23 protein-coding genes and 8 tRNA genes are annotated in these 25330 nt (G+C 30.9%); 26 read left to right on the top strand and 5 right to left on the bottom strand.

From position 1 onward, the window contains the following. From AXF11_RS04900 to AXF11_RS04810, 19 genes are all read left to right on the top strand, one after another. Entirely contained in the window at positions 1–1887 is a 1887-nt protein-coding gene (locus AXF11_RS04900; RefSeq protein WP_068155464.1) for a ribonuclease J, read from the top strand. A 34-nt stretch (positions 1888–1921) separates the two neighbouring features. Beyond that, positions 1922–2260, top strand: coding sequence for a ribosome assembly RNA-binding protein YhbY (yhbY, locus tag AXF11_RS04895; RefSeq protein WP_068155462.1), 339 nt, complete (start codon positions 1922–1924; stop codon positions 2258–2260). Between the two features lie 14 nt (positions 2261–2274). Beyond that, entirely contained in the window at positions 2275–2736 is a 462-nt protein-coding gene (locus AXF11_RS04890) for a divergent PAP2 family protein (protein WP_068155460.1), read from the top strand. Between the two features lie 81 nt (positions 2737–2817). Then, complete coding sequence (gene thrS, locus AXF11_RS04885) at positions 2818–4728, top strand: threonine--tRNA ligase (RefSeq protein WP_068155459.1); 1911 nt, start codon at positions 2818–2820, stop codon at positions 4726–4728. Positions 4729–4799: 71 nt separating this feature from the next. Beyond that, positions 4800–5558, top strand: a complete 759-nt coding sequence (locus tag AXF11_RS04880) for a Bax inhibitor-1/YccA family protein (RefSeq protein ID WP_231724773.1) — start codon at positions 4800–4802, stop codon at positions 5556–5558. A gap of 107 nt (positions 5559–5665) precedes the next feature. Continuing rightward, positions 5666–6235 carry a hypothetical protein gene (locus AXF11_RS04875; RefSeq protein ID WP_231724772.1) on the top strand — a complete coding sequence of 190 codons (570 nt, stop codon included), beginning with the start codon at positions 5666–5668 and terminating at the stop codon, positions 6233–6235. Between the two features lie 17 nt (positions 6236–6252). Further along, positions 6253–6642 (top strand): nucleoside triphosphate pyrophosphohydrolase family protein, encoded by a 390-nt coding sequence (locus AXF11_RS04870; protein WP_068155453.1) that lies wholly within the window; start codon positions 6253–6255, stop codon positions 6640–6642. A gap of 172 nt (positions 6643–6814) precedes the next feature. Continuing rightward, entirely contained in the window at positions 6815–7078 is a 264-nt protein-coding gene (gene rpmB, locus AXF11_RS04865) for a 50S ribosomal protein L28 (RefSeq protein WP_068155451.1), read from the top strand. A 198-nt stretch (positions 7079–7276) separates the two neighbouring features. Next, positions 7277–7351, top strand: a tRNA-Glu gene (locus tag AXF11_RS04860). Between the two features lie 11 nt (positions 7352–7362). Next, positions 7363–7438, top strand: a tRNA-Val gene (locus tag AXF11_RS04855). A gap of 6 nt (positions 7439–7444) precedes the next feature. Next, positions 7445–7521: transfer RNA gene (locus AXF11_RS04850), tRNA-Asp, on the top strand. A gap of 6 nt (positions 7522–7527) precedes the next feature. Then, positions 7528–7603 (top strand) — tRNA-Thr (locus tag AXF11_RS04845). Positions 7604–7623: 20 nt separating this feature from the next. Further along, positions 7624–7708 (top strand) — tRNA-Tyr (locus AXF11_RS04840). Between the two features lie 63 nt (positions 7709–7771). After that, complete coding sequence (locus AXF11_RS04835; RefSeq protein ID WP_068155449.1) at positions 7772–8131, top strand: YbaB/EbfC family nucleoid-associated protein; 360 nt, start codon at positions 7772–7774, stop codon at positions 8129–8131. A gap of 336 nt (positions 8132–8467) precedes the next feature. Continuing rightward, positions 8468–8554 (top strand) — tRNA-Ser (locus AXF11_RS04830). 13 nt (positions 8555–8567) lie between these two features. Beyond that, a tRNA-Ser gene (locus tag AXF11_RS04825) sits at positions 8568–8662 on the top strand. Between the two features lie 23 nt (positions 8663–8685). Beyond that, positions 8686–8762: transfer RNA gene (locus tag AXF11_RS04820), tRNA-Arg, on the top strand. 107 nt (positions 8763–8869) lie between these two features. Next, a complete protein-coding gene (locus AXF11_RS04815; protein WP_068155447.1) occupies positions 8870–10078 on the top strand; it encodes an MFS transporter in 1209 nt (402 codons plus the stop codon). A gap of 44 nt (positions 10079–10122) precedes the next feature. Next, entirely contained in the window at positions 10123–10809 is a 687-nt protein-coding gene (locus AXF11_RS04810; RefSeq protein WP_068158252.1) for a YwaF family protein, read from the top strand. A gap of 255 nt (positions 10810–11064) precedes the next feature. Here the strand turns inward: AXF11_RS04810 and spoVG are convergent, their stop codons facing one another. Further along, the gene (gene spoVG, locus AXF11_RS04805; protein WP_068155445.1) at positions 11065–11346 is read right to left on the bottom strand and encodes a septation regulator SpoVG; all 282 of its coding nucleotides are present in this window, start codon (positions 11344–11346) and stop codon (positions 11065–11067) included. Between the two features lie 727 nt (positions 11347–12073). Here spoVG and AXF11_RS04800 point away from each other — a divergent pair. The 5 genes from AXF11_RS04800 (at position 12074) to AXF11_RS04780 (ending at position 16686) form a co-directional block, all read left to right on the top strand. Next, positions 12074–12880, top strand: coding sequence for a Cof-type HAD-IIB family hydrolase (locus tag AXF11_RS04800; RefSeq protein WP_068155443.1), 807 nt, complete (start codon positions 12074–12076; stop codon positions 12878–12880). Positions 12881–12933: 53 nt separating this feature from the next. Beyond that, positions 12934–13296, top strand: a complete 363-nt coding sequence (locus tag AXF11_RS04795) for a response regulator (RefSeq protein WP_068155442.1) — start codon at positions 12934–12936, stop codon at positions 13294–13296. Between the two features lie 129 nt (positions 13297–13425). After that, positions 13426–14235, top strand: coding sequence for a Cof-type HAD-IIB family hydrolase (locus tag AXF11_RS04790; protein ID WP_068155439.1), 810 nt, complete (start codon positions 13426–13428; stop codon positions 14233–14235). A gap of 42 nt (positions 14236–14277) precedes the next feature. Then, entirely contained in the window at positions 14278–15885 is a 1608-nt protein-coding gene (locus tag AXF11_RS04785; RefSeq protein ID WP_068155437.1) for an OPT/YSL family transporter, read from the top strand. 30 nt (positions 15886–15915) lie between these two features. Continuing rightward, positions 15916–16686 carry a type III pantothenate kinase gene (locus tag AXF11_RS04780; RefSeq protein ID WP_068155435.1) on the top strand — a complete coding sequence of 257 codons (771 nt, stop codon included), beginning with the start codon at positions 15916–15918 and terminating at the stop codon, positions 16684–16686. Between the two features lie 149 nt (positions 16687–16835). Here AXF11_RS04780 and mnmA read toward each other — a convergent pair whose 3' ends face one another. Next, on the bottom strand, positions 16836–17936 hold the full coding sequence (gene mnmA / locus AXF11_RS04775) for a tRNA 2-thiouridine(34) synthase MnmA (protein WP_068155433.1): 1101 nt from the start codon (positions 17934–17936) through the stop codon (positions 16836–16838). A 474-nt stretch (positions 17937–18410) separates the two neighbouring features. Here mnmA and AXF11_RS04770 point away from each other — a divergent pair, with 474 nt between their 5' ends. Then, positions 18411–21380, top strand: coding sequence for an autotransporter domain-containing protein (locus tag AXF11_RS04770; protein WP_068158249.1), 2970 nt, complete (start codon positions 18411–18413; stop codon positions 21378–21380). A 69-nt stretch (positions 21381–21449) separates the two neighbouring features. Beyond that, a complete protein-coding gene (locus tag AXF11_RS04765) occupies positions 21450–22028 on the top strand; it encodes a biotin transporter BioY (protein ID WP_068155431.1) in 579 nt (192 codons plus the stop codon). Positions 22029–22116: 88 nt separating this feature from the next. Here AXF11_RS04765 and fucO read toward each other — a convergent pair whose 3' ends face one another. The 3 genes from fucO to AXF11_RS04750 all read right to left on the bottom strand — a co-directional run bounded on the left by fucO (position 22117) and on the right by AXF11_RS04750 (position 25300). Next, positions 22117–23265, bottom strand: a complete 1149-nt coding sequence (gene fucO, locus AXF11_RS04760; RefSeq protein ID WP_068155429.1) for a lactaldehyde reductase — start codon at positions 23263–23265, stop codon at positions 22117–22119. 127 nt (positions 23266–23392) lie between these two features. Further along, entirely contained in the window at positions 23393–23902 is a 510-nt protein-coding gene (gene msrA / locus AXF11_RS04755) for a peptide-methionine (S)-S-oxide reductase MsrA (RefSeq protein ID WP_068155427.1), read from the bottom strand. A gap of 192 nt (positions 23903–24094) precedes the next feature. Beyond that, entirely contained in the window at positions 24095–25300 is a 1206-nt protein-coding gene (locus AXF11_RS04750) for a MalY/PatB family protein (protein ID WP_068155424.1), read from the bottom strand. Positions 25301–25330 lie beyond the last annotated feature (30 nt).

The raw sequence follows: 25330 nt of genomic DNA, 5'->3' as shown, positions 1-25330 counted from the left end.
ATGTCAGATAGAGAAAAAAGAGAAGCAGGAAATTCAAATTCAACAATAAAAAGATACTTTTCAAAAAAAGAGGATACAAATAAAATAAAATCCAATTTAAAAAGATTCAGAAGAAAAAACACAAATAGAAGACATTTAGATGAAAAAAACGAAACTAGATATGTTCCGCTTGCAAACAATAGAAATAGACATGTTGACAAAAAAAATTTTAAAGATGAAACAAGAGATGAAAAAATGTATGTAATTCCATTGGGGGGATTGGAAGAAGTCGGGAAAAATATGACAGCGTTTCAATATAAAGACGAAATAATCGTAGTAGATGCGGGACTTACATTCCCAGAAGACGAACATTTGGGAATAGATGTCATAATACCTGATTTTGCGTATTTAGAAGCAAATAAGAATAAAATTAAAGGATTACTTTTGACACACGGACACGAAGATCATATTGGAGCAGTGCCATATTTTTATCAAAAATTGGGAACGGAAAATATACCGATGTATGGTGGAAAATTGACTTTGGCACTTGCAAAAGCAAAATTTGAGAAAAAAGATGCAAAACTTCCAAAAGAAAAAGTTATAACTGGAAGAAATATTTTAAAAATTTCAAAATATTTTACAGTGGAATTTATAAGCGTTACGCACAGTATTGCTGATTGCTATGCTATTTGCATAAAAACGCCGGCTGCGACGATCTTGCACTCGGGAGATTTTAAAGTGGATTTGACGCCTGTCGACGGAGAAGGATTTGATTTCGGAAGACTTGCGCAACTTGGAGAAGAAGGGGTAGATTTACTTTTGTCGGATAGTACAAATGCACAAATTCCTGGATTCACACCATCTGAGAGAACTGTTGGGGAAAGCTTGAAAGATGAATTTTCAAAAGCAAAAGGAAGAATTATACTTGCGGCATTTGCATCACACGTTCATAGATTGCAACAGATTGTAAATATTGCTCATTCTCATGGAAGAAAGATTGCGATTGATGGAAGAAGTATGATTAAAATATTTGAAATTTGTTCAGAGTTAGGATATTTAAAACTTCCGAAAGATATAATGATAGATATTGAAAAAGTGGAAACACATCCAGCAGATAAAGTGCTAATTTTATGTACTGGAACTCAGGGAGAGCCACTTGCGGCACTTTCAAGAATCGCAAATGGAACTCATAAATATATAACGTTAAGACAAGGAGATACAGTTGTGATTTCGGCGACACCTATTCCAGGAAATGAGAAAGCTGCAACAAAAAATATCAATCAATTGATGAAACGGGATGCTAGTGTTGTATTTGAAAAAGGAATTGGTATTCACGTATCGGGGCACGGCTGCCAAGAAGAGCAGAAACTTATGATAAATCTTGTAAAACCAAAATTTTTCTTGCCAGTCCATGGGGAATATGCAATGATTAAAAAACATAAAGAACTTGCAGTTGCTGTGGGAGTTGAAGGAAAAAATGTACTTTTAGCTGAAAATGGAGCAAAATTTGAACTTTCCAGAAGTAATTTTAGACAAGTTGGAAGAGTGCCAAGTGGAGCAACATTCATTGATGGATTTGGAATAGGCGACGTAGGAAATGCCGTTTTAAAAGACAGACAGAATTTAGCGGACGATGGAATAGTAATTATTTCTATTTTAAAATACAAAAATGGAACTTTTAATAAAAATGTGGAACTTGTTACAAGGGGATTTGTATACAATAAAGACGCTGAAAGCTTACTTTCTAAAACAAAAGAATTAGTGAAAAAAGAACTTTGTGTTTTGGAAAGTGAAAAGGTAAAAGAAATTGGAAAGATAAAACAGAGAATTAGAGTAAAAATTGGGGATTTCTTAATTAGAGCAACTGATAGAGATCCAATAATTTTACCAATAATTATGGATAACTAAAAAAGGAGGATGTTACGTAGAGTAACTAAAAAGAATGGCACAACAACTTTCAAGTAAAGAAAGAGCTTTTTTGAGAAAATTGGCACATGGTCTTACTCCTGTTGTAAGAATAGGGAAAGAGGGAATGGATGAGAATGTCCTAAAAAGCATTGCCGAAGTTGTAAAAAAAAGAGAATTAATAAAAGTAAAAATATTACAAAATTCAGCAGTAAAATTTGACATAGAATTAGTAAATGAAATTGCAAAAAATACAAAATCGATTTTTGTGGATAAAATTGGAAATGTGCTTATATTTTTTAAACCTAAGAGTACAAAGGATGCAGTGATTACACCTGAATTGAATGAGTTTAAAAAGAAAAAAAACAAAAATTAGAAAAGGAAGAGTAAATGAGTGTAGGAATATTATTTGGAAATAGACTTTTGGATGTTGCAGCAATATCTTGTTTTTCGGCGCAGTTTTACAAAGTATTTTTTCCCGTATTTAAGGGAAGAAGACCACAATGGGGAAGGTTAATTCAAACAGGTGGAATGCCAAGTTCTCACGCTTCGACAGTTGTTTCACTTGCAACAGGAGTATTTTTAATAAAAGGCGCTGCTTCCATAGAATTTGCAATTTCGATGGTGTTTGCAGGAATTGTCTTGTATGATGCGACTGGAGTTAGACGCCAAGCAGGAAAACATGCAAAAGCATTAAATACACTGATAGAAGCGATAGAACACAGAGAAGGAATAGAAATAATAAACGAAAAATTTAAAGAACTTTTGGGACATACTCCGCTAGAAGTATTTTGGGGAACTGTTTTGGGAATAATGTTGAGTTTTTTATTCAAAAGATATATTTTGGGATAAATTTTAAGTTGAAAAAATTTTTCAATTGTATTATAATGAACAATAACAAAAAAAATAAAGAATGAAGGAGTGGATGAAATAATGATAGAAATGATATTACCTGATGGTAGCAAAAGACACCTAGAAAAACCAATGACAGTAGTGGAATTTGCAAAAACGATAGGTTCTAGCTTAGGTAAGGCAACTGTAGGAGCTATGATTGATGGAACCCAAGTAGATCCTTCATACATAATTGAAAAGTCAGGAAATATACAGCTTATAACAAATACAAGTGAAGAGGGAATAGAAATAATTAGACATAGTGCAGCTCATATAATGGCTCAAGCTGTGCAAAGACTTTTTCCCAATACAAAAGTTGCAATAGGACCTGTTGTAGAAAATGGATTTTTCTATGATTTTGATCCTGAAAAACCTTTTACTGAAGAAGATTTGGAAAAAATAGAAAATGAAATGAAAAAGATAGTAAAAGAAAATTATCCGTTTGAAAGAAGTGAAATGAGCGCGGATGACGCTAAAAAATTCTTTGCCGAAAAAGGTGAAACTTACAAAGTTGAAATAATAGACGATTTAGGAGTGGATAAAGTCAGCATTTATAAGCAGGGAGAATTTGTGGATCTTTGTCGTGGAACACATATCCCATCGACTGGTTATTTAAAAGCGTTCAAACTTATGTCAACAGCTGGGGCCTACTGGCGTGGAGATTCAAATAACAAGATGCTTCAAAGAATTTACGGAGTGGCTTTTGCAACAAAAAAAGAGCTGGATGATTATTTAAAGATGATGGAAGAAGCTGAAAAAAGAGATCATAGAAAGTTAGGAAAGCAGCTTGACTTATTTTTTGTAGATGAACACGGACCTGGTTTTCCATTTTTTATGCCAAAAGGTGTGGAAATTTTTAACAAACTTCAAGAAATGTGGAGAGTTGAGCATAAAAAAAGAGGTTATCAGGAAATAAAAACTCCAATTATGCTGGATAGAGAACTTTGGGAAATTTCTGGACACTGGTTTAATTACAGAGAAAATATGTATACATCGACAATTGATGAAAAAATTTATGCAATTAAACCAATGAACTGTCCGGGTTCAATAATAGCATATAAAAATAACTTGCATTCATACAAAGATTTGCCATTAAAATATGGAGAAATGGGACTTGTTCACAGACACGAATTTAGTGGAGCTTTGCATGGACTTATGAGAGTTAGAGCATTTACTCAGGATGATGCACACGTTTTCTGTACTAAAGAACAAATTGAGGAACAAATTATTGAAATTATTGATTTATACGATAAATTCTACACTTTATTCGGATTTGAATATCATATTGAATTATCGACAAAACCAGATAAAGCAATTGGTTCAGATGAAATTTGGGAAATGGCAGAAGCTAATTTAAAATCAGCTTTGGAACACAAAGGAATTGATTACAAGTTAAATCCTGGAGATGGAGCATTTTACGGTCCAAAAATTGACTTTAAGATGAAAGATTCAATCGGAAGAATTTGGCAATGTGGAACAATTCAACTTGACTTCAACTTGCCTCAAAGATTTGAAATGAGTTATATCGGTGCGGACGGAGAAAAACATGAACCAGTAATGATTCACCGTGCGATGTACGGAAGTTTAGAAAGATTCCTTGGAATTTTAATCGAACATTATGCAGGGGCTTTTCCATTCTGGCTTGCACCGACACAAGTGAGAATTCTTACAATTTCTGATGAGCAGGTGCCATTTGCAAATGAAGTGTTTGAAAAATTACAAAATGCTGGAATAAGAGTGGAAATTGACACAAGAGCTGAAAAAATTGGATACAAAATCAGAGAAGCAAACGGAGAACAAAAAATACCAGTTCAATTAATAATTGGTAAAAATGAAGTTGAAAATAACGAAGTAAATGTTAGAAGATTTGGTTCGCAGGACAGTAAAAATATATCGGTTAATGAAATTGTAAATATTTTGACAAAAGAATCAAAAGTTCCGTTTAAAAAATAATTTTATGCAAAAAATTATTTTAGATTGTAATTTAAAAAGTTACTAAATAAATAAAAATAGAGGTGATTTTTATGAGTAATTATGATGAAAACAATGACTTTTTAGAACAGGAATACAAAAACGAAGAAAAATTTCCTAAAATGGCGACTTATGGAGATTTAAACAAATTAGTTGCTTCAAAAGTTCGAGGAAGTGTGTTGTGGATGGTTTTCGGATTGGTATTATCTGGAATTGCAGGATTTTTTGTAATAAATGCAGCTTATGCTGGAATGTTTTCTTATGAAATGTTTTCAGCTTTAGTAAAAATATCAGTAATATTAGAATTAGTAACAGTTTTGGCATTCACATTTTTAATTTATAAAGTGTCGTCAAGTGTTTTGAAATTGATGTTTGTTGTATATTCAATACTCACAGGGATAAGTTTTTCAGTCCTTTTTGCAGCTGATTTAAATATCGTGATTACAGCATTTTCTATTACAGCATTGCTATTTTTGATTTTGGGTGTGTATGGTTATGTTACAAATGAAGATTTGACAAAATTTGGTAGCATCGCAACAGTGGGATTAATTACAATTATTTTGGCAAGTATAGTAAATATATTTTTACAAAGTGATGGTATAGTTTGGTTTACAACAATTCTTGGAGTAATCGTATTTGTTATTTTTATTGCCGTTGACATAAACAGAATAAAAAATAATATAGTTAATCATGCTGTGCAAGGTGATACTGAAGTTCTTGATAAAATTGAAATCGTGGGAGCTCTAAGTTTATATTTAGATTTTATAAATTTATTCCTTTACATTTTAAGAATATTGGGAAGAAGAAAGTAAAAATCAAAAAAATATTGATACAAAAAGTGCTTTAAAGTTGGAAGTTTTCTAACTTTAAAGCAATTTTACTTTTTTTAGAAAGTGAGAAGAATTTGCAGGATAATAAATTGGATAAAGATGTAAGAAAATTTATTGATGATGAGATTATAAATAGCAAAATTTGGGTGCTTTGTGGAATAATTATTTCAGTTTTGCTATCGCAGATGTTAAATTTAGAAACTGAAATGTACAAAATTATGTATATTTTTAGAATAAAAAAGATTTCAGATATAAAATCAATTTTATTTATTGCAGTAATTATTCTAGAAATTTTTTTAACATTTTTTTTGTACAAAATGATAATCAATAAAAGTAAAAAAATTATAAAATCAAGTTTTGTAATTTATTCGCTTTTGACAGGTTTAAATTTATCAATTTTTTCTTCTGAAATAAAGCTTTTATTTCAGAGAAATATAGGGGTATTGCCTATAATATTGTTATTGGTATCGCTATTTTTAGCAATAATTTTAATAATTTTTGATTTGCGAAAAATAAAAAAAATGATAGAAATAAAAATTTTAGAAAATAAAGAAACTGAATTTTTAGAAAAAATAACGTTTTATGTAGCAGTAGTTCTGTATACAGATATTGTAAAAATATTAATTTTACTCATAATAAGCACAATGATTTTGATATAAGAATGAAAGGAAAATGAATGAAAAGAAAAATAGAGTGTGTCGAAGAGTTTCATAGAATTTATAAATTGGGAAATTCTAGTAAGCCGATTGGGAAATTAGAAGATGGATTAGAAAAATTAAGATTTAACTTAATGCAAGAAGAAAATGAAGAGTATTTGGAAGCAGCTCAAAATGGAGACGTAGTGGAAGTGGCAGATGCATTAGGAGATATGCTCTACATTCTTTGCGGCACAATTATAGAGCATGGTATGCAGGATGTAATCGACGATGTCTTCGAAGAAATTCACCGAAGTAATCTTAGTAAATTGGACGAAGATGGAAATCCAATTTATCGAAAAGATGGAAAGGTGATAAAAGGCCCAAATTATTTTCCACCAAATTTAAAACAATTTTTTGAAAAAAAGTAATTGACAGTGTGGAAAAGACTTGTAAAATTTTATGAAATATGGTAAAATGTAAGCCGATATGTGAAGAATTTTAACTAAAAAATAAAATTAGTTAATAAATTAAATATTATAAATAGTGAAAACTATAGAAAAATAAGAAAGGAGCTACTAGTTTTAGTAGGGTTGAAAAACAATGAGAAGATGTGAAGTTTTTGGAAAAGAAGTTAGCCACGGAAATAGAGTAAGCCACTCTCACAAAGCTACAAAAAGAATATGGAAACCAAATTTACAAACAATGCTTTTAAATATTAACGGAAGTGAAGTAAGAGTAAAAGTTTGTACAAAAGCTATGAAAACACTAAAAGGGAAAAATGTTGAACAAGTAAAAAAAATATTATTAAAAAACATTAAAACATTAAGTCCTAAAATTCAAAAAGCATTATTTTCAGTAAAGTAAGTTATCGGTAACTTACTTTTTTGCTTTATAAAAAAATTAGATTCATATTTTATTGGTTTAACAAAAAATTTAAATTACTTTATAAAATATAAAAAAGTTGAAAAGTTATATAAAAATTGTAAAATAAAGTGTTGACAATGCAAAGAATATATGATATAATTTTTTTCGTCTGTAAGAAAATGTTTTTTTACAAAACGTGCGGTCTTCGTCTAGTGGTTAGGACTCCAGGTTTTCATCCTGGCAACAGGGGTTCGACTCCCCTAGACCGTACCATCCAAGTTAATGGTCGCATAGCTCAGTTGGGAGAGCACCTGCCTTACAAGCAGGGGGTCATTGGTTCGAGCCCAATTGTGACCACCATTTTATGGAGGTGTAGCTCAGCTGGTTAGAGTGCTTGCCTGTCACGCAAGATGTCGCGAGTTCAAATCTCGTCACTTCCGCCATTTTATGCCGCTTTAGCTCATCTGGTAGAGCAACTGACTTGTAATCAGTAGGTGGTTGGTTCGAGTCCGACAAGCGGCACCATAAAAAATTAATAATGTTGTGGAGAGGTTCCCGAGTGGCCAAAGGGATCAGACTGTAAATCTGCCGGCTCAGCCTTCGAAGGTTCGAATCCTTCTCTCTCCACCATTTTTTTTTATAAAGATTATTAAATGTTGAAATCATATAATTTCGTAGGAGGAAATATTAATTATGGTTAGAAAAATAAAAGGAGCAGGAAATAAATCAGGAGGAAGCCAACAAGATATTATAAAACAAGCTCAAGTGATGCAACAAGAAATGTTGAAAATCCAAGACGGATTGAAAGATAAATTTGTAGAAAGTTCTGTAGCTGGTGGGGGAATCACTGTTAAAGCCAATGGTCAAAAAAAAATAGTTGATTTATCAATTTCTTTGGATGTTTTAAAGGACGCTGTTGAAGAAAATGATTCGACAATTGTTTCAGATTTAATTATAAATGCAGTAAATGAAATTTTAGATAAAGCTGAAGAAATGGCTGAAAAGGAAATGGAAGTTGTTACAGGTGGTGTAAGCATTCCAGGATTATTTTAATAAAAAATTGTTTACATAAAATATATTTTTAAATTAAAGGAGAGTTTATTATGTCAGTGGATAATTTACCCACTGATGAATTTGGAAGAATATCAGACTAGTAAATTTTAAAAATATTGAAAATGAAGAAGAACTGTCTTATAAGAAATAATTCTATGAAACAGTTTCTTTTTAATTTTACAAAAAATAATATTAAACAGAATAACATCTTGTAGTCAAGAATAAGTTAAAAAATATTGAAATTAAAATTTGTCGCTAAAATTTTTACATTATCTAAAAGTTAAAAAATGTTTGACAAGTTCAATAAAATATGATAAAATGACACATGTAACGTGTGGGTGGATGTCCGAACGGCTAAGGGACCGGTCTTGAAAACCGGCGAAATCGCAAGATGTCTGGGTTCGAATCCCAGTTCACCCGCCATAAATATGATTTTGGAGAAGTGGCAGAGCTGGCCGAATGCGCTCCCCTGCTAAGGGAGTATCCGGGCTAAAACTTGGATCGAGGGTTCAAATCCCTCCTTCTCCGCCATTTTTTTTTAAAGTAGTTTTTTTGCACCTGTAGCTCAACTGGATAGAGCGTCTGACTACGGATCAGAAGGTTGTGGGTTCGACTCCTGTTAGGTGCGCCATTTAAAAAATATAAAATTGATAAGTTAGTAAATTGAAATATTAGAAATGAAAAGTCAATAAATAATTTTTATTGATTTTTTTTTGAAAAAAATTAAGGGAGGAATAAATGGAAAAAGAAGTTGAATTAGAAAAGAAAAAGAATATTAATAAAATGATAGTAATGATGTTTTTATGTATTATTGTCTATAATCTTGGTCATCCAGGAACTCCTGCACTTATTGAAATGAGAGGATGGGAAAAAAGTGTTTCAGGGGAACTTCTGGCATTTATGAGTGTAGCTATGTTTATTTCATCGCCGTATTTAGGTGCTATTGCGGATCACATTGGGATGAAAAAGTTATTTGTTTTTATGCCGGTTATTTATGGGACGTCGCAATTATTTTTTGGATTTGTTACGCAATTGCCTTTTGTATTTGTTGCAAGAGTTGTTTCAGGATTTGCATCTGGAGGAACTTATGCAATTGCTTTTGGATATGTAAGTCAATTGTCAAAAAGCAGTGACAAAGCTAAAAATATCGCGAAGGTTAGTTCTGCTACTGTAATCGGTGGTGCAATTGGACAAAAGATCGGAGGAATGGTGGCTGACATCAATCCCAGTTATTCGTTTGCATTGCAATTTATATGTGGAAGCATAGTTTCAATTGTTATATTATTTCTTATGAAAGAAATTGTTAATAAACAAGATAAAGTGGAAAAAATGGACAGAAAAAAATTAAATCCGTTTGCAACTTTTAAATATATAAAAGAATTGGACAATTATTCAAAATATTTTTGCCTTATAATTTTGCTTTCTGGAATAGGGATTTATTCATATGCAAATGCACTTAACTATTTTTTGAGATTTAATGAAAAAGTCTCTTCAAATACGATAGGAACTTTTGTTATGTGTTCCTCGCTTAGTGCCTTTTTTGGAACGGCATTTTTGCTGGAAAAATTAGTTTTAAAAATTAAAGAAAAAAATATTTATAAATTTATGATTTTAATTGGAATAGCGCTTATGACAGTAATTTTGTTAAAAATAAAATCAGGAGTAGTTCCGTATATTATAATGGCAATTTATACAATGACTTACGAAATGGTAAGATCACTAGGAAATACAATTATTGCTAAAAGGTATAAAGAAAATCAGGGGAAAATTTTAGGAGTGGCGTCTGCTGTAGGATCGCTTGGAAATGCAATAGGTTCACTTTTGTCGGGACATTTACTAAAAATGAGTGAATTTTTACCTTTTATTACAAATATTGTCGTGATGGGAGTTGTATTTTTGCTTATTTTATTAAATAAATTTGATAAAGAAAAAATAGAAAAAAACTAAAATTTATGGTAAAATTAAAAAAATTGCAAAAAGAGAGGGAATTTATGTATAATTTTAGTTATTTTAGTCCAATTCATATAGAAACATTTATTGTTTCAGCATTATTCTGCACTTTGCTGCTTTTTATTCCAAAAATTTTTAAAAGACTTGATTTAAAAAAATATTCACTTTTTTTGGGATATTTTTTGTTATTCTTTAAAGTAGTTGATTCTGTCTATCGGGTGATTTATCAAAATGAACCGATTTATAATGTAATGCTTGTTCATCTTTGTAACTTTGTTGCGATTTTTGCTGCTTTTTATCTCATTTTTAGAACGGAATACTTGTATAATGTCGTTTATTATTTATCTTTTGGTCCTGTTTTAGCATTGATTTTGCCTGGTATTACAAATTATTATAACAATTATTATGTTTATATCTTTATGATAATGCATGCTCTAATTGTTTTTGCTGCAGTTTTTGGTGCCAAATATTTAAATGGGACTCCGACAAAGAAAGGTCTTTTTCAATCTATAATAACTTTATTAGGGATATTTTTGTACGCTGTATTTTATAATTATTTGTTTAAAGATGTGAATGCGATGTTTTTACGAGAATATATTGCACCTAAATTATTTGGATTTGTAAAACCTTTTTGGGTGTATAGAGTGGGATTGATTACTGTAATGATACTACTGGAGGTTTTACTTTATTTTTTTTCAAAAATAAAAATAAAAAGCAAGTTTGATTAAATTTGTAACTAAGAATTAAAAAAAATACACCATATATTTGTAAAATTAAAAAAAATATGGTGTAAATGAACTGTTCCAATTTAAAAATGCAGATTCTTAAAAAGTATATGCTGCATATTATTTATCAAGATTTCTGGGCAGTTCAAAGATTGTTATTAGATTGAATATATCATATTTTCTAAAAAATACCAAGAAAAAAGCACTTATCTCCCACTTGTAAGAGTTGGAGAATTTTTGCAAGAAATAGTTAAAAAACTATTCTTCTATTTTATTACTTTCTTCATTGAACTTATCAAGTATAACTTTTGTTATTTCTTGTCGCAATTCAGGAGTTATAGGATGAACTATATCTTTAAATTCCCCATTGGGCATTTTTCTAGATGGCATTGCAATAAATAAACCATTTTGACCATCAATTATTTTTAAACCATGAATAACAAAGCTATCTTCAAAAGTAATGTCCACATGTGCCTTTAATCTATCATTAGCATCTTCGGGCTTTTTTCCTATTCTAATACGAACATCTGTTACTTTCATAATTTTTTCTCCTTTTCTGTTATTTTTTCAATATAATTATACCTCATTTATCATAAAAAACAAGAGAATTCTTCGATATTTTTTATATATCAAGTAAATAAAAACTTCTATTTTAAGTTTTTTATTCAATTCACGAAATTCATAAAATAACAATTTTTTTCTATTTCTAAAATTTTTACACCATCGAAAAAAAGATGGTTTAAAAATTTTAGGGGCAGATTTTTTAATTTCAAATTTTTTAAGTTATTCTTGATTACAAGATGTTATTTTGTTTAATATTATTTTTTTATTTTTTTACATAAGGGGAAAGGACCGCCATTTCCCCTTATAATCCCCACGCTCGTCTAAGCATTTTTTTGAAGCAAAGCCGAAACTCGCACTAGACGTGCTCAAACAATCGTCTTTACTCCAAAAAAATCACGACACCTTTTGTATAATAGTAAAATTTAAACCGTCGGAGCATTTTTATGTGCTGACAAAACTGCCCCGCCGTAAGCGAGTTTTTTGGCAGTGCATAAAAATGTCTTGAGCCTTGCCGGGGTGCAGGGGTGCGGCGATGAGCACTTCTGCTTAAAAAAGAAAAAAAATTTTAGTAACTTTCTGGATTGAATGAAAAACTTAAAATAAGATTTTTTATTTACCCCTAACTATTTTACTCTGTCTCGAAAAAAATAAAAATTTTGACTTTTTTTTATAATATGCTAAAATTAGCGAAGGAGGTTATATTATGTACAAAGCTGTTGTCAGCGATTTGGATGGAACACTTTTGAATGAAAAGCACAAGGCTAGTCCGTACACGAAAGAAACTATTAAACTACTTTTGAAAAAAGGAATAAAGTTTTACATTGCAACTGGGAGAAGTTATCTTGGTGCAAAGGAAGTTATGGAAGAAATCGGACTAAAAATTCCATTAATTACATCAAATGGAGCAAGAATTTTGGATGAATCTGGAGTTGAAATTTATGTGAATAATCTTGAAAGAAAATATGTCGAAAAATTGCTTGCCATAGATTATAAATCATTTGGAAATGATATTATTTTAAATGGATATTCAGACAGTAACTGGTACGTGACAGAAGATGCACATGATTATTTTTATGCGCAGAAACCAGAGCGAAAATTGTACCCGGAACAAATTTCCTTTGGATATTTTAGCAAAAAAAATTTTTCAAAAATATTCTTTTTAGGTGAACACAAAAAATTGCTAGAATTGGAAAAAGAAGTAAAAAGAGTTACAAATAACGAAACAAACGTCGTTTTTGTAAATGAAAGAAGTTTGGAGATTTTTTCAAAAACTTGTAATAAAGCCATTGCGGCTGATTTTTTACTGAAAAAGGACGAACTTACATTAAAAGATGCGGTATCTTTTGGAGATGGAGTTAACGATTATGATTTAATTACGCAAACAGGACTTGGCTTTGCAATGAAAAATTCTATTTATAGGCTGCTGGAAAAACTTTCTGATATAGAAATTATCGAAAGTAATGAAAATGATGGAATGGCTAAAAAAGTGCGAGAAATATTTGATTTGTAGTTTTTTGAAGTGAAAAAATTGTAAAAAAAATTATTTTTAGAAAGGAAATTATTATGAAAAAATTAGCATTAGTTGTCGATGACACACCTTATATTAGAGAAGATATAAAAGATATATTAGAGGAAATGGGATACGAGGTATACGAAGCAAATGACGGACTGGAAGCTTTGAGAATGTATAAAAAAATAAAACCGACAGTTGTAACAATGGATATTAATATGCCAAATATGCACGGACTTGCAGCCACAAAAGAAATTTCAAATTATGATAAAAACGCAAAAATAATGATTTGCAGTACGATGGTAATGTTTCCAAATTATCAAAAAATGGGACGTGAAGCGGGAGCAAAATCATTTTTACCAAAACCATTTACTGATGAAGAATTTGTAGATGCATTTTCAAAATTATTCTTGTAAAATTGAATTCACTGAATAAGTTAAAAAAAATCAGGAAGAATTTTTCACATACGGTAAGATTTTAGAAGCTATAAATGAGTTTATTAAGTTAAAGAGATTTTTATAAAAATTCGTAAAAGGAGACAAAAAGTGTATAAAGCAGTTATTAGTGATTTAGACGGAACATTAATAGGAAAAGGACATTATATTTCACCTGTTACTATTGATACAATAAAAAAAATAATGGAAAGAGGGATCAAATTTTATATCGCATCTGGAAGAAGCTATGAGCAAATTGGGTACGTGACAGAACAGCTTGACATAAAAATTCCTGTAATTGCTGCAAATGGTGCAAGAATTTTTGATGGAGAAGGGAAATTAATTTATGAAAAAGGATTAAATAAAGAGGATTCTGATGCAATATTTAATTTGGATTACAGAAATATTGCTAAAAAATCTCACCTTAACATTTTTTCTGGAAATGACTGGATTATAACAAAAGGGACGGCACAGGATGTCTTTGACAGAATAACTAATCAAGTAAAAGTAAATTTTAAGGAACTTCCAGAAACAGAATTTAAAAAATTAGATATTTTAAAAATCTTTTATATCGGTGATCACAACGAACTTTTAAAATTGGAAAAGGAGATTTTGAAAGTGACGAAAGGTGTAAATGTAATATTTGTTGCGGACAACTGTATGGAAATTATGTCAAAAGGAGCAAATAAAGGACTTGCGGCAAAATTTCTTCTTGAAAAAGAAAATATAAAGTTGGAAGAAGCAGTGGCTTTTGGTGATGGAGAAAACGATTTTGAGTTGCTTACGATGGTTGGAAAAGGCTATGCGATGGGAAATGCCATTGATAGATTAAGAAATTTGCTACCAAATGATTTTGAGTATGTAGGAAAAAATATGGAAGATGGAGAAGCACTAAAATTACAGGAGTTATTTTTAAAATAAATAAATTGATTACTAATTTTGAGAAAGGGGAAAAATAATTTTATGATAGAAAAAATAAAAATTACACCAGCTTCTATAATAATTGGTGTCATTGGAGCTGTACTTATTTCTGCTAGTTCATTTTATACTGTCTTAAAATTTGGTGCCTTGCCTTTGCCAACGGTGATGGTAACGCTGATTTCCATTACAGCACTAAATTTTTTAAAGAAGACTGATAGTAAGGAAATTACTGTTACTCATACAATTATGAGCGCAGGGTCCATGGTAGCTGGAGGAGTCGCATTTACGATGCCGGGATATTTGATTTTAGGTGGAAAACTTGAAAATATCAATAAAATTTTGCTTTTTGTGACGATTTTACTTGGTTCCGTGTTAGGTTGTGTTCTTTCTTTTATTTTTAGAAAAAAGATGATTGAAGAAGAGAAGCTTGAATTTCCAATTGGAGAAGCGGCTTATAATTTGGTAAATTCGGATAACACCAAAAAAGATGGACTTTTTGTTGGATTGGGAGTCCTATTTAGCACAGTTGTTTCCATTTTGAGAGATGTTAACTTTACTAAAGGAAAATCTCCAATTATTCCAACGCTAATTTCTACAAAAAATGGATTTTTAAGTTTTTATGTCTCTCCATTATTGGTTGGAATTGGCTATATTTTAGGATTTTTAAACACTTTTATCTGGTTTTTGGGAGGAGCTTTAGTTCATTTTATAGCACAGCCTTTGGCAATTTCCAAAAATGTAAAAGATTTTGATCTTATAAAAAACAGTTTTGGAATGGGAATTGTTGTCGGAATTGGATTTGGAGTAATTGTAAAATTGATTTTTTCTAAATTTAAAAAAGAGAAAAAAAGCACTTCTATATTTTCAAAAAAATTATTTATCTATTTTGTAATAACAGTGTTACTAATTACTTTTATTTACAAATTGCCAGTTTTCTTAGCATTTGTTCTTTTAGTAATTTGTATTTTATGTACGGTAATTGCTGGATATTCAACTGGAAAAACGGGTGTAAATCCGATGGAAATTTATGCAATTATCACAATTTTAATAATTTCTTTTTTAGGAAAATTAAAATTTTTAAACTTTGCTTTTTCCACAAATTTTTCAACACTTTTATTATTTTTTTTAGCATGTATCGTCGCAGTAGCTTGTGGACTTGCCGGAGATATTTTAAATGACTTTAAATCGGGTTATAAAGTAAAAACTAATCCGAAAGAGCAATTTTTAGGAGAACTTATAGGAGCTATCGTGAGTTCAGTTGTCATAACCTGGCTATTTTTCGTATTTTTTAATATTTATAAAAATATTGGTCCTAAAGAAAATTCAGAATTAATAGTGCTTCAAGCTTCAATCGTCGCTTCAATTATAAATGGAATTCCGTTTATTCAGTTTTTCTTTACAGGACTTTTAATCGGTTTTGCACTTTATATTCTAAATTTTCCCGTGCTAACTTTTGGAATAGGAATTTATGTCCCATTTTATTTGACTTTACCAGTATTTTTAGGTGGACTTCTAAATTTAATCTTTGGAAAAATTTCTACTAAATTTTCACAAAAATTTATGATGTTTTCAAACGGATTGATGTCAGGTGAAGCAATTATTGGAGTCATAATTTCACTAATTGCATATTATTTTCTGTTATTTCGCTAAAAATTAAAACATGACGAGAGGTGATTAAATATGATTTTAGGATTTGACATTGGAAATACACACATTGTTCCAATTTTTTACAGCAATGAAGGGGAAATTTTGGCGTCTTTTAGAATTCCTACAAATTTAACTTATACGGAAGACACTTTTTTTGCTGTATTGAAGACATTATCTGAAAATAGTAAAATAGATATTTATAGAACTCAAAGTATTATTGTTTCTTCAGTTGTGCCACATATAAATGAAATTTTTTACTATCTTGGAAAAAAATATTTTAAGCTTAAACCCAAATTTATTTCGCTAGAAAATACAAAAAATGAAATTATTTTTTCAGAGAATTTTGAGCGTGGATTGGGAGCTGACAGGATTTGCGATATTTTGGCTCTAAAAAAAACTTATAAAAAAAATGAATTTATTGTAATTGACTTTGGTACAGCAACTACTTTTGATGTGATAAAAGACTCAGTTTACTGTGGTGGCTGTATCTTACCTGGTGTTACGCTTTCAATAAATGCACTATTCACAAATACGGCAAAATTGCCAAAAGTTTCATTTGAAAAGTCAAATTCAGCACTTGGCACAAATACAACGGAGCAAATTAATGCGGGAATATTTTTTGGAAATGTTGGAGCAATAAAAGAACTTATTTTTCAGTACAAAAAAGATTTTTCGAACGCTTGTGTGATAGCGACAGGTGGACAAGGTAAAAAAATTTCTGAATATGTTGAAACAATAGATGAATATATAGAAAATTTAGGTGCTAAAGGAATTTTTGAGTTTTATAGACTAAATAAAGATTAATTTTTTTGTTTAAAAATTTTTTGAATTAAAATAAAATAGTTAAAAGTTGAAAATTTTTATTTTTTTGATTTGATAAATAATTTTTAATTCAATTAAATTTAAGAGTAAAAAAAAGATTTTGAATAAAAAATAGGGGGGATATAATCCCCTTATTTTATAATTTTATCAATAACTCCTCCACCTAAACATTCTTCGCCATTGTAGGCAACCACAATTTGTCCCAATGTCACCGCTTTTTGTGGAGAATCAAAAATCACTTCGTATTTTTCGCCATCCAATTTATTAATTGTCGCTTTTGTATCAGCTTGTCTGTATCTGAATTTTACCGTACATTTTAGTGGAAACGAAATGTCGTAAGGATTGATAAAATTGAAATCCGTCGCAATCATTCCTTTTGAATAGAGAAGTGAATTATCGCCTTGTGTAACAATTAACTGATTTTTTTCCAAATCTTTATCCACAACAAACCAAGGTTCTCCAGTTCCGTCTTTCGTATTTCCAATTCCAATTCCCTTTCTTTGACCAATTGTGTAATACATAAGGCCATGATGTCTTCCCAAAACTTTTCCTTGAATATTTACAATTTCTCCATCTTTTGCAGGTAAGTATTTAGACAAAAATTCATTAAAATTTCTTTCTCCAATAAAGCAAATTCCTGTACTGTCCTTTTTTTTCGCAGTTGCTAAATTATATCTTTGTGCAATTTCCCTAATTTTTGGTTTTTCATAATCCCCAATTGGAAATAGTACTTTTTCTAATTGCTCCTGATTTAGTTGACACAAAAAATATGTCTGATCTTTGTTGTCATCAACTCCACGAAGCATAGTTGACTTAATTTTGCCATTTTCATCTTTTTCGTGAATTATTCTGGCGTAATGTCCTGTCGCCACATAATCTGCTCCAATTTTCATCGCATAATCCAAAAATGCTCTAAATTTAATTTCTTTGTTGCACATCACATCAGGATTAGGAGTTCTTCCTCTTTTATATTCGTTCAAAAAATAAGTAAATACTTTATCCCAGTATTCTTTTACAAAATTTACTGAATAATACGGGATCCCTAGTTGTTCCGCCACAGCAATCACATCTTTGTAATCTTCTTCAGCCATACAAACCCCATTTTCGTCTTTTTCTTCCCAATTCTTCATAAAAACTCCGATGACTTCATAACCTTGTTCTTTTAATAAAATTGCCGCAACAGAAGAATCCACTCCACCTGACATTCCTAAAACAACTCTTTTCTTTTTCATATATATTTTTTCTCACTTTCTGTTTTTATTTTTATATGCAAATAATAACATTAAGTATTTTATTTGTCAATTATTTTGAAATTTATACATAACACTGATCATTTTTTTGTTTAATTCAATGTTTCTTTAATTTAATCATTTTTTTAGACAAGTGGAATATTGCTATAACTTCGTATTTAAGTTAAATTACTGTGTTTTTGTATATTGTCAAAAACTCTTTTTCGTTCAAACTATTTTGTTGGCATAGAAAAATGCTTCGATAATTCGACCTTCATTGTTATATAAAAAATATTTTTCATAAAAAGTTTTGTTTTAATATTTTTTAATAAAAGTAAAAAAATTTATTTGAAAAGGAGGCGTAATTTAAAGAAAATTTTTGCTTTATTGTTGTGGAATTTCCCCAAAAAATATGGTAAAATAAAATGTGGGAAATATGATTTTGATAAAAAAATAAATATAGAGGTGAAGTTAATCATGGGTAAAGATTTTAAATATCCAAAAAAAGATTTTAAGAGAAAATCTAATTTTACGAAGTACGCAATAGCAGCAATACTTGCCTTTTCTATTGTCAGTTGTGGAGGAGGAGGTGGCGGTGGTGGAAGCACAACAGGTTCTTCTACGCCAGTTGCGCCTTCAAATCCAGTAGTAAAACCGTCAATTCCGCCAACAAGTGGTCCATCACAAACAACGACGCCAACAGTGCCTTCAGTGGGTCCAATTGCTTGGAATGATTCTTCGGTAAGTTATGACAAAGATAATCAGCACAGTCACTCAGACACGACTTATAAAGGAAGTAATGTAAAAGTTGGAATCATAGATGTGGGATTTGAAAATTCCTCTTTAGCATCTGATTTATCTACAAAATTTGGAAGTAGACTTCACAAATTGACAGTTCCAGGATTTACAGCGTCGCCTAAACGAAATGATGATCATGGAGTTGTCGTTGCCTCATTTTTAGGAGGAGTAAAAGAAGGGGTGGCAAAAAATGTTGAACTTTATGCGATTGATGCCGCAAAACAAAATAACGAAGGAAAAACATATCCAGAAATCAGTCTTAGTATGTACCAAGCGTTGGACAATGCTGGAGTAAAAATTTATAATCAGTCTTTTGGAGTGGACAGTGATGTTACTAAATTTAGTTCATCTTCAACTGCAGCCAACTATTATGGTAACCAGGTAGGAAATGATATTTTGGCATTCTATAAAGATGCTGTAAATAACAAAGGAGCTCTATTTATATGGGCAGCGGGAAATAATTCATTAGATAAAAATCCTTCACTTGAGTCAAGTTTACCTTATTTCGATAATACACTGCAAAAAGGTTGGATAAATGTAGTTTCCTTAACTTCTAAAAAAGTTTCTGATTTGGGAGATACTTCTTGGGATAATCTTACTGCATTGACTCCAGCGGGAGTTGCAAAAAACTGGACAGTTACAGTTGTGGGAGATCAAATTTTTGAAATAAAAGGTCAAAGATATGTCGGTTCAGGGTCTTCTTATGCGGCACCAGTTGTTTCAGGTACAGCGGCACTAATTAAAGAAAAATATCCTTGGATGGACGGAAGTCTTATAAGACAGACTATTTTGTCAACAGCAACGGATATAGGTGAACCTGGAGTGGATTCAACTTACGGTTGGGGGCTTATAAATATTGACAAAGCTCTAAATGGACCTGCTAAATTTAGTAAAGCACTTGCACTGGATGACAATGTTACAGTCGATATACCAAGCGGGACTTACACATTTTCAAATAATATTTCAGGAGATGCAGGTTTGATCAAAAATGGAGCTGGAATATTGATTTTGTCAGGAAACAGTACATTTACAGGAAATACAACAGTAAACGCAGGAAAAGTTCAAATAAACGGAGTTTATACTTCTTCACTTAACGTAAGACCACAAGCGACACTTGCTACTCAAAATGCACTGATTCAAAATGACGTAATAAATGCAGGAACAGTTGAAAATAGTGGTAGAACGACATTTGCTGGAAAATATATTTCACTTGAAAATTCGAGAATTAAAACAGATACAAATTCAACATTACACGTAAATGGTGATGTCAAATTAAATGGTGTTGCGATAGAAGTTGCAGCAAAAGATCAGAATGGACAAGATAGATATGTTACAGCTAAAGGTATTACAAATGATGTAATCACTTCAGATGGAAAAATTGAAGGAACCGTAAAAGGTGAGAATGAAAAAGATTTGGTAAATGTGGACGTTCAAAAAAAAGAAAATAAAGTTACAGCAAATCTTAGTCGTAAAAATGTAGAAACATATGTAAAAAATTCCAAAAATTCTGATGAAATGCAGCAAAATACAGCGGAAAATATAGAAACAGCATTTCAAAAATTAGATGAAGAAGTTGAAAATGGAAATACCAAAAATGTGGAAAATTTTGAGAAAAAAGCAGCGGTATTGCAGTCTCTTTCAACAAGAAGCGCAACAAGTGCAGCAGTGCTAGACAGTTTATCTGGGCAAATTTATGCCTCTGCTCAAGCGCTAACTTTCCATCAATCACAGACAGTCAATAAAGACTTGTCAAATCGTCTTGTAATGCTTGGTACTCTTGACAATGTCGGAGATAACTTTGGACTTTGGATAACAGGACTTGGAGCAAATGGAAAATTAAAACAGGATGGTTACGCTGAAGGAAAAACTAAAGTTTACGGTGGTCAAGTTGGAGTTGATAAACAATTTGGTGACAATTTGATTTTAGGAACTGCACTATCCTATTCTAAAGCAAATGTCAAATTTAACAGATATGGTGGAAAATCTGATGCAAATAATTTTGGTATTTCATTGTATGGAAGATTAGGTAATAAAACAAATCCGTTATATTTACAAGGTCGTGCAGGAATTGGATTTGTTGATAGTGATGTTGAAAGGGATATTATTTTAAGTCCGACTGATTTTTCAAGAGCTAAAATTAATCACAATGACAAAGTGGTTTCAGGGTATTTAGAAACAGGCTATGACTTTAAAAATAAAAAAGGGGATTTTGTTATAACACCGTTTGTTGGACTTTCTCACGATACAGTAATCCGTGGTTCTTTCTCAGAAGACAACAGCCAATTTGGTCTAAAAGCGGATAAAAAAACATATGCTCAGACTTCAGGATTGGTTGGACTAAGAGTTGGAAAATCAGTCGATTGGAAAAGTGGAAGCAAATCTACATTCCAAGGTTACGTAACTCACCAGACTGCCTTTAACAACGAAGATTTAAGTTTTGACGCTAGTTATACAGGACTATCTAACGCCAAGTTCAAAGTAAAAGGAATAGGTCTGGCTAAAAATAAAACTTGGGTAGGAGTCGGAGCATTGACAGAAGTAAATAAAAACTTTGGATGGTATACAAATTATGATGGTTCAGTTGACAGCGGTAAAAAAGGAAAGGGACATAATAATGTATTTACAACAGGAGTGAGAGTAAACTTCTAAAATAGGTTTATTGACTTTTCATATAACGGATGTTATAATACTATAAAATGAAAATAGTGGAGGCTTTTTATGAAACAGAATACTTTAATTAGTAACATTATAAAAATTGAAACAAAAGAAAAAGAAACTTTAAAAAATATTCTTTTAGTGTTAGGTGGAGTTACATTTTTATCAATAATGTCTCAAGTTATAATTCCGCTTCCTAATACTCCTGTGCCAATTTCACTTGGAACATTTGGAGTAACATTAATGGCGTTGTTATACGGGAGAAAATTAGGAACAGCAACTATACTTTCATATGTTGCGGCAGGTAGCTTAGGTGCTCCTATTTTTGCAGGATTTAAAGCGGGTTCATTGTTTTCACCAACAGGAGGATATATTTTAGGATATATTGTATCTACAATAGTTTTAGGATATTTATCTGACAGAGGTATTACAAAATCTTATGTGAAAACATTTTTATCACTGTTACTTTCAAGTGCTATTATTTTGACATTGGGATCATTGGTATTGTCATTATTTATGCCTGGTAAAAATGCATTTATGGTTGGTGTACGACCTTTCCTTCCTGGTGATGCGATAAAATCAACTACAACTACACTTTTACTTCCAACATTGTGGAAATTTATTGGAAAAGATAAGAATTAAATGAACTAAATTGTTTTATTTGTTAAAATGATAAGAGTTAAATAAAAAATCTCCTTTGAAGAAAGTTATTAGGAGATTTTTTAATAAATTACAATAATTTTTTATAAAGTTCTTTTATTTCTTCCAAATTTGTATCTCGTGGATTTCCACCAGTACAAACATCATTTAAAGCTGATTCTGCAATAAAATCTAAATCTTTTATATCCATTATTCCTTTTAAATTTTCAGGGATATTTACATCGCGTGCCAATTGTTTTACAGCGTCTACTGCTGCTTTTCTGTATTCTTCAGGAGCCATTCTTCTAGTATGTTTTATTCCAAAAGCCTTTGCTATTTCTCTAAATTTTTCCCCTGTATATTCAGCGTTATATTCCATTACAGTTGGTAAAATTATTGCGTTTGCGACACCGTGCGGAGTTCCATAAAATGCGCCTAGCGGATGAGCCATTGAGTGTACGATCCCAAGTCCCACATTTGAAAATCCCATTCCTGCTAAGTATGAAGCAAGAGCCATTTTTTCTTTAGCTTCTTTGTCATTTTCTACAGCTTTTCTCAAATATTTTGCTATTAATTCAATTGATTTTAAATGAAACATGTCGGTCATTTCCCAAGCTGCTTTTGTTGTAAATCCCTCGATTGCGTGAGTTAGTGCGTCAAGTCCAGTCGCAGCTGTCAATTCTTTTGGCATAGTCATCATCATTCCTGGATCAACTATCGCAACTATTGGCATATCGTGTGGGTCAACGCAGACAAATTTTCTATTTTTTTGGGCATCTGTTATTACATAATTTATTGTAACTTCGGCAGCTGTTCCAGCTGTAGTTGCAACTGCGATTATTGGAACGCATTTATTTTTTGTATCTGCGACTCCTTCAAGACTTCGTACATCAGAAAATTCAGGATTATTTATAATAATTGCCACAGCTTTGGCACAGTCCATAGCAGAACCTCCACCGATTGCAATAATATAATCTGCACCACTTTCTTTAAATTTTTCAACTCCAGCTTTTACATTTTCAATTGTAGGATTTTGCTGAACATCAGAAAATACTACATATCCCAAATTAGCTTTATCAAGTACATCAGTAATTTTTTTAGCTGCTCCAGCCTTAATTAATCCAGGATCTGTACAAATAAAAGCCTTTTTGAATTTATTTTTTTCCACTTCATCTGGAATAGATTCAATTGCTCCAAATCCGTGATATGATACTTCATTTAAAATGATACGGTTTGCCATAACAAGCTCACTTCCTTTTTTTAAAAAAATATTTGATTATTTTTCTCTAATATAATTGTAGCTCAAAAAACTTCATTGTCAAGATAAAAATATACTAAAAAAGAAACTTAAAAAAATTAAGTTTCTTTTAATATTTTTCGCCTTCTTTTTCAAAAATCTTTATAGCATTTTCTAAATCGATATGACAATCTATTTCAGGATGTTTTTCCAAATAATTTTGATGGTAATCTTCAGCTAAGATGTAGTGATTTAATTTTTTTACTTCAACTTTTATATCTGTGGAATATTTTTTTTGTTCTTCTTCAATTTTTTTTGTAATAATTTTTAAATCATCAGGATCTTTGTAATAAATTCCCGTTCTGTATTGGCGACCTTCATCATATCCTTGTCTGTTCAAGCTCGTAGGATCTATTATCGAAAAATAATAAGTGAGTAATTGCTCAAGCGAAACTTTACCAGAATCATATTTTACATAAACTGTTTCAACGTGGTCAGTCATTTTTAAAATGTCATAGTTAGTTTCCAAAGTCTGTCCATTTGCATAGCCAACGGTTGTCTTTAAAACACCGGGAGCTTTTTTAAAGAATTCCTGTACTCCCCAGAAACATCCTCCAGCTAAATAAATTTCTTTTTCCATATTTAAAGATACACCTCCTTTGATTTTTTTATTTAATATTTGTATATTATATAAATAGTTAAATAGAAAAAGGTTATTATAATCTTTTATTTTTATGAGAAGGTAATCCTAATGTGCATTAAATATTCTATATATCGACGTTATTATTATTCTATTCAAATTTAGGTATATTTTTAATATTAAAAATTAATTTTATTTATGTTTGAAATTTTCAATTGCTATTTTTAATTGGTTTAAAGCTTTTTCTAGTACACTTCGAGGACAAGCTGTATTTAATCTCATAAAGCCTTCAAGTCCTTTTTGAAAGCTTCTTCCAGGATTTAGTCCCAGTTTTGCTTCTTTTAACATAAATTCTTCCAGTTCTTCTTGATTGAATCCAAATTTTTTGCATAATGTTCTGCAATCCAGCCAAACTAAGTAAGTTGCTTGTGGCACATTTGGATTAATTTCTGGGATATGCTTTTTGAAAAAATCATTTAAAAATAAAATATTGTTTTGTAAGTATTCAATTAATTGGTTTAAATATTCTTCACCTTCATCGGAATAGGCGGCCATTGTGGCAACTAAATTAAAAGGGTTGTTTCTATGAATTTCTAAATCTTTCCAAAATCGGTAAAATTTTTCTTTTGTTTTAAGGTTGTTGAAAACAATTGTTGCACATTGCAGTCCAGCTACATTAAACGCTTTTCCAGTCGAAGTACAAGTGATTGTGTTTTTTCGTATTTCTTCAGAAACACTCGCCATCGGAATGTGTTTGTTGTTCCACAAAGTCAAATCTGAGTGAATTTCATCTGAAATAACAGTGACACCGTATTTTATACACAGATCACCAATCGCTTTTAATTCGTCATAAGTCCAAACTTTTCCCAAAGGATTGTGAGGATTGCAAAAAATAAGAAATTTTGGCTTTTCTTTTAATTTATTTTCCAAATCAGCTAAATCTAGCGAATATTTTCCGTCTTTTTCTATAAAACGATTTTCGATTACAATTCTTTTGTTGTCTTCGCTGATGTCGTAAAATTCTGAATAAACTGGAGTTTGAATCAAAATCTTGTCATTTGGTTTTGAAAAAATTTGAACAAGAGAGCCAAGCGTCGGCACGACACCGATACTAAAACTTACAAGTTCTTTTTTCGGCTCCCAGTTATATCTTCTCTTTTGCCAGTTAATAAATGACTCAAAATATTCATCGGGACGGTAGACATATCCAAAAATCCCGTGTTCAGCTTTTTTTTGAATGGCATCAATTATTGGTTTTGCTGTTCTAAAGTCCATATCGGCAATCCAAAGCGGAATAATGTCGCTATTTTTGTCAACTCCAAATTTTTTATCAATTTCACAATATTTTACGGAGTGATTATTTTTTCTGTCAATAATTTCGTCAAAGTTGTATTTCATAAAATCTTCCTTTCAGTAAATTTTTTTGTT

The organism is Leptotrichia sp. oral taxon 847, from assembly GCF_001553645.1.
Taxonomy (GTDB): Bacteria; Fusobacteriota; Fusobacteriia; order Fusobacteriales; family Leptotrichiaceae; genus Leptotrichia.
This window is presented reverse-complemented; position numbering and strand designations above follow the sequence as displayed.

Bases quoted from the DNA above. Each gene is read 5' to 3' on its own strand.
- AXF11_RS04900 (WP_068155464.1), top strand. From the start codon at position 1: ATGTCAGATAGAGAAAAAAGAGAAGCAGGAAATTCAAATTCAACAATA.
- yhbY (WP_068155462.1), top strand. From the start codon at position 1,922: ATGGCACAACAACTTTCAAGTAAAGAAAGAGCTTTTTTGAGAAAATTG.
- AXF11_RS04890 (WP_068155460.1), top strand. From the start codon at position 2,275: ATGAGTGTAGGAATATTATTTGGAAATAGACTTTTGGATGTTGCAGCA.
- thrS (WP_068155459.1), top strand. From the start codon at position 2,818: ATGATAGAAATGATATTACCTGATGGTAGCAAAAGACACCTAGAAAAA.
- AXF11_RS04880 (WP_231724773.1), top strand. From the start codon at position 4,800: ATGAGTAATTATGATGAAAACAATGACTTTTTAGAACAGGAATACAAA.
- AXF11_RS04870 (WP_068155453.1), top strand. From the start codon at position 6,253: ATGAAAAGAAAAATAGAGTGTGTCGAAGAGTTTCATAGAATTTATAAA.
- rpmB (WP_068155451.1), top strand. From the start codon at position 6,815: ATGAGAAGATGTGAAGTTTTTGGAAAAGAAGTTAGCCACGGAAATAGA.
- AXF11_RS04835 (WP_068155449.1), top strand. From the start codon at position 7,772: ATGGTTAGAAAAATAAAAGGAGCAGGAAATAAATCAGGAGGAAGCCAA.
- AXF11_RS04815 (WP_068155447.1), top strand. From the start codon at position 8,870: ATGGAAAAAGAAGTTGAATTAGAAAAGAAAAAGAATATTAATAAAATG.
- AXF11_RS04810 (WP_068158252.1), top strand. From the start codon at position 10,123: ATGTATAATTTTAGTTATTTTAGTCCAATTCATATAGAAACATTTATT.
- spoVG (WP_068155445.1), bottom strand. From the start codon at position 11,346: ATGAAAGTAACAGATGTTCGTATTAGAATAGGAAAAAAGCCCGAAGAT.
- AXF11_RS04800 (WP_068155443.1), top strand. From the start codon at position 12,074: ATGTACAAAGCTGTTGTCAGCGATTTGGATGGAACACTTTTGAATGAA.
- AXF11_RS04795 (WP_068155442.1), top strand. From the start codon at position 12,934: ATGAAAAAATTAGCATTAGTTGTCGATGACACACCTTATATTAGAGAA.
- AXF11_RS04785 (WP_068155437.1), top strand. From the start codon at position 14,278: ATGATAGAAAAAATAAAAATTACACCAGCTTCTATAATAATTGGTGTC.
- AXF11_RS04780 (WP_068155435.1), top strand. From the start codon at position 15,916: ATGATTTTAGGATTTGACATTGGAAATACACACATTGTTCCAATTTTT.
- mnmA (WP_068155433.1), bottom strand. From the start codon at position 17,936: ATGAAAAAGAAAAGAGTTGTTTTAGGAATGTCAGGTGGAGTGGATTCT.
- AXF11_RS04770 (WP_068158249.1), top strand. From the start codon at position 18,411: ATGGGTAAAGATTTTAAATATCCAAAAAAAGATTTTAAGAGAAAATCT.
- AXF11_RS04765 (WP_068155431.1), top strand. From the start codon at position 21,450: ATGAAACAGAATACTTTAATTAGTAACATTATAAAAATTGAAACAAAA.
- fucO (WP_068155429.1), bottom strand. From the start codon at position 23,265: ATGGCAAACCGTATCATTTTAAATGAAGTATCATATCACGGATTTGGA.
- msrA (WP_068155427.1), bottom strand. From the start codon at position 23,902: ATGGAAAAAGAAATTTATTTAGCTGGAGGATGTTTCTGGGGAGTACAG.
- AXF11_RS04750 (WP_068155424.1), bottom strand. From the start codon at position 25,300: ATGAAATACAACTTTGACGAAATTATTGACAGAAAAAATAATCACTCC.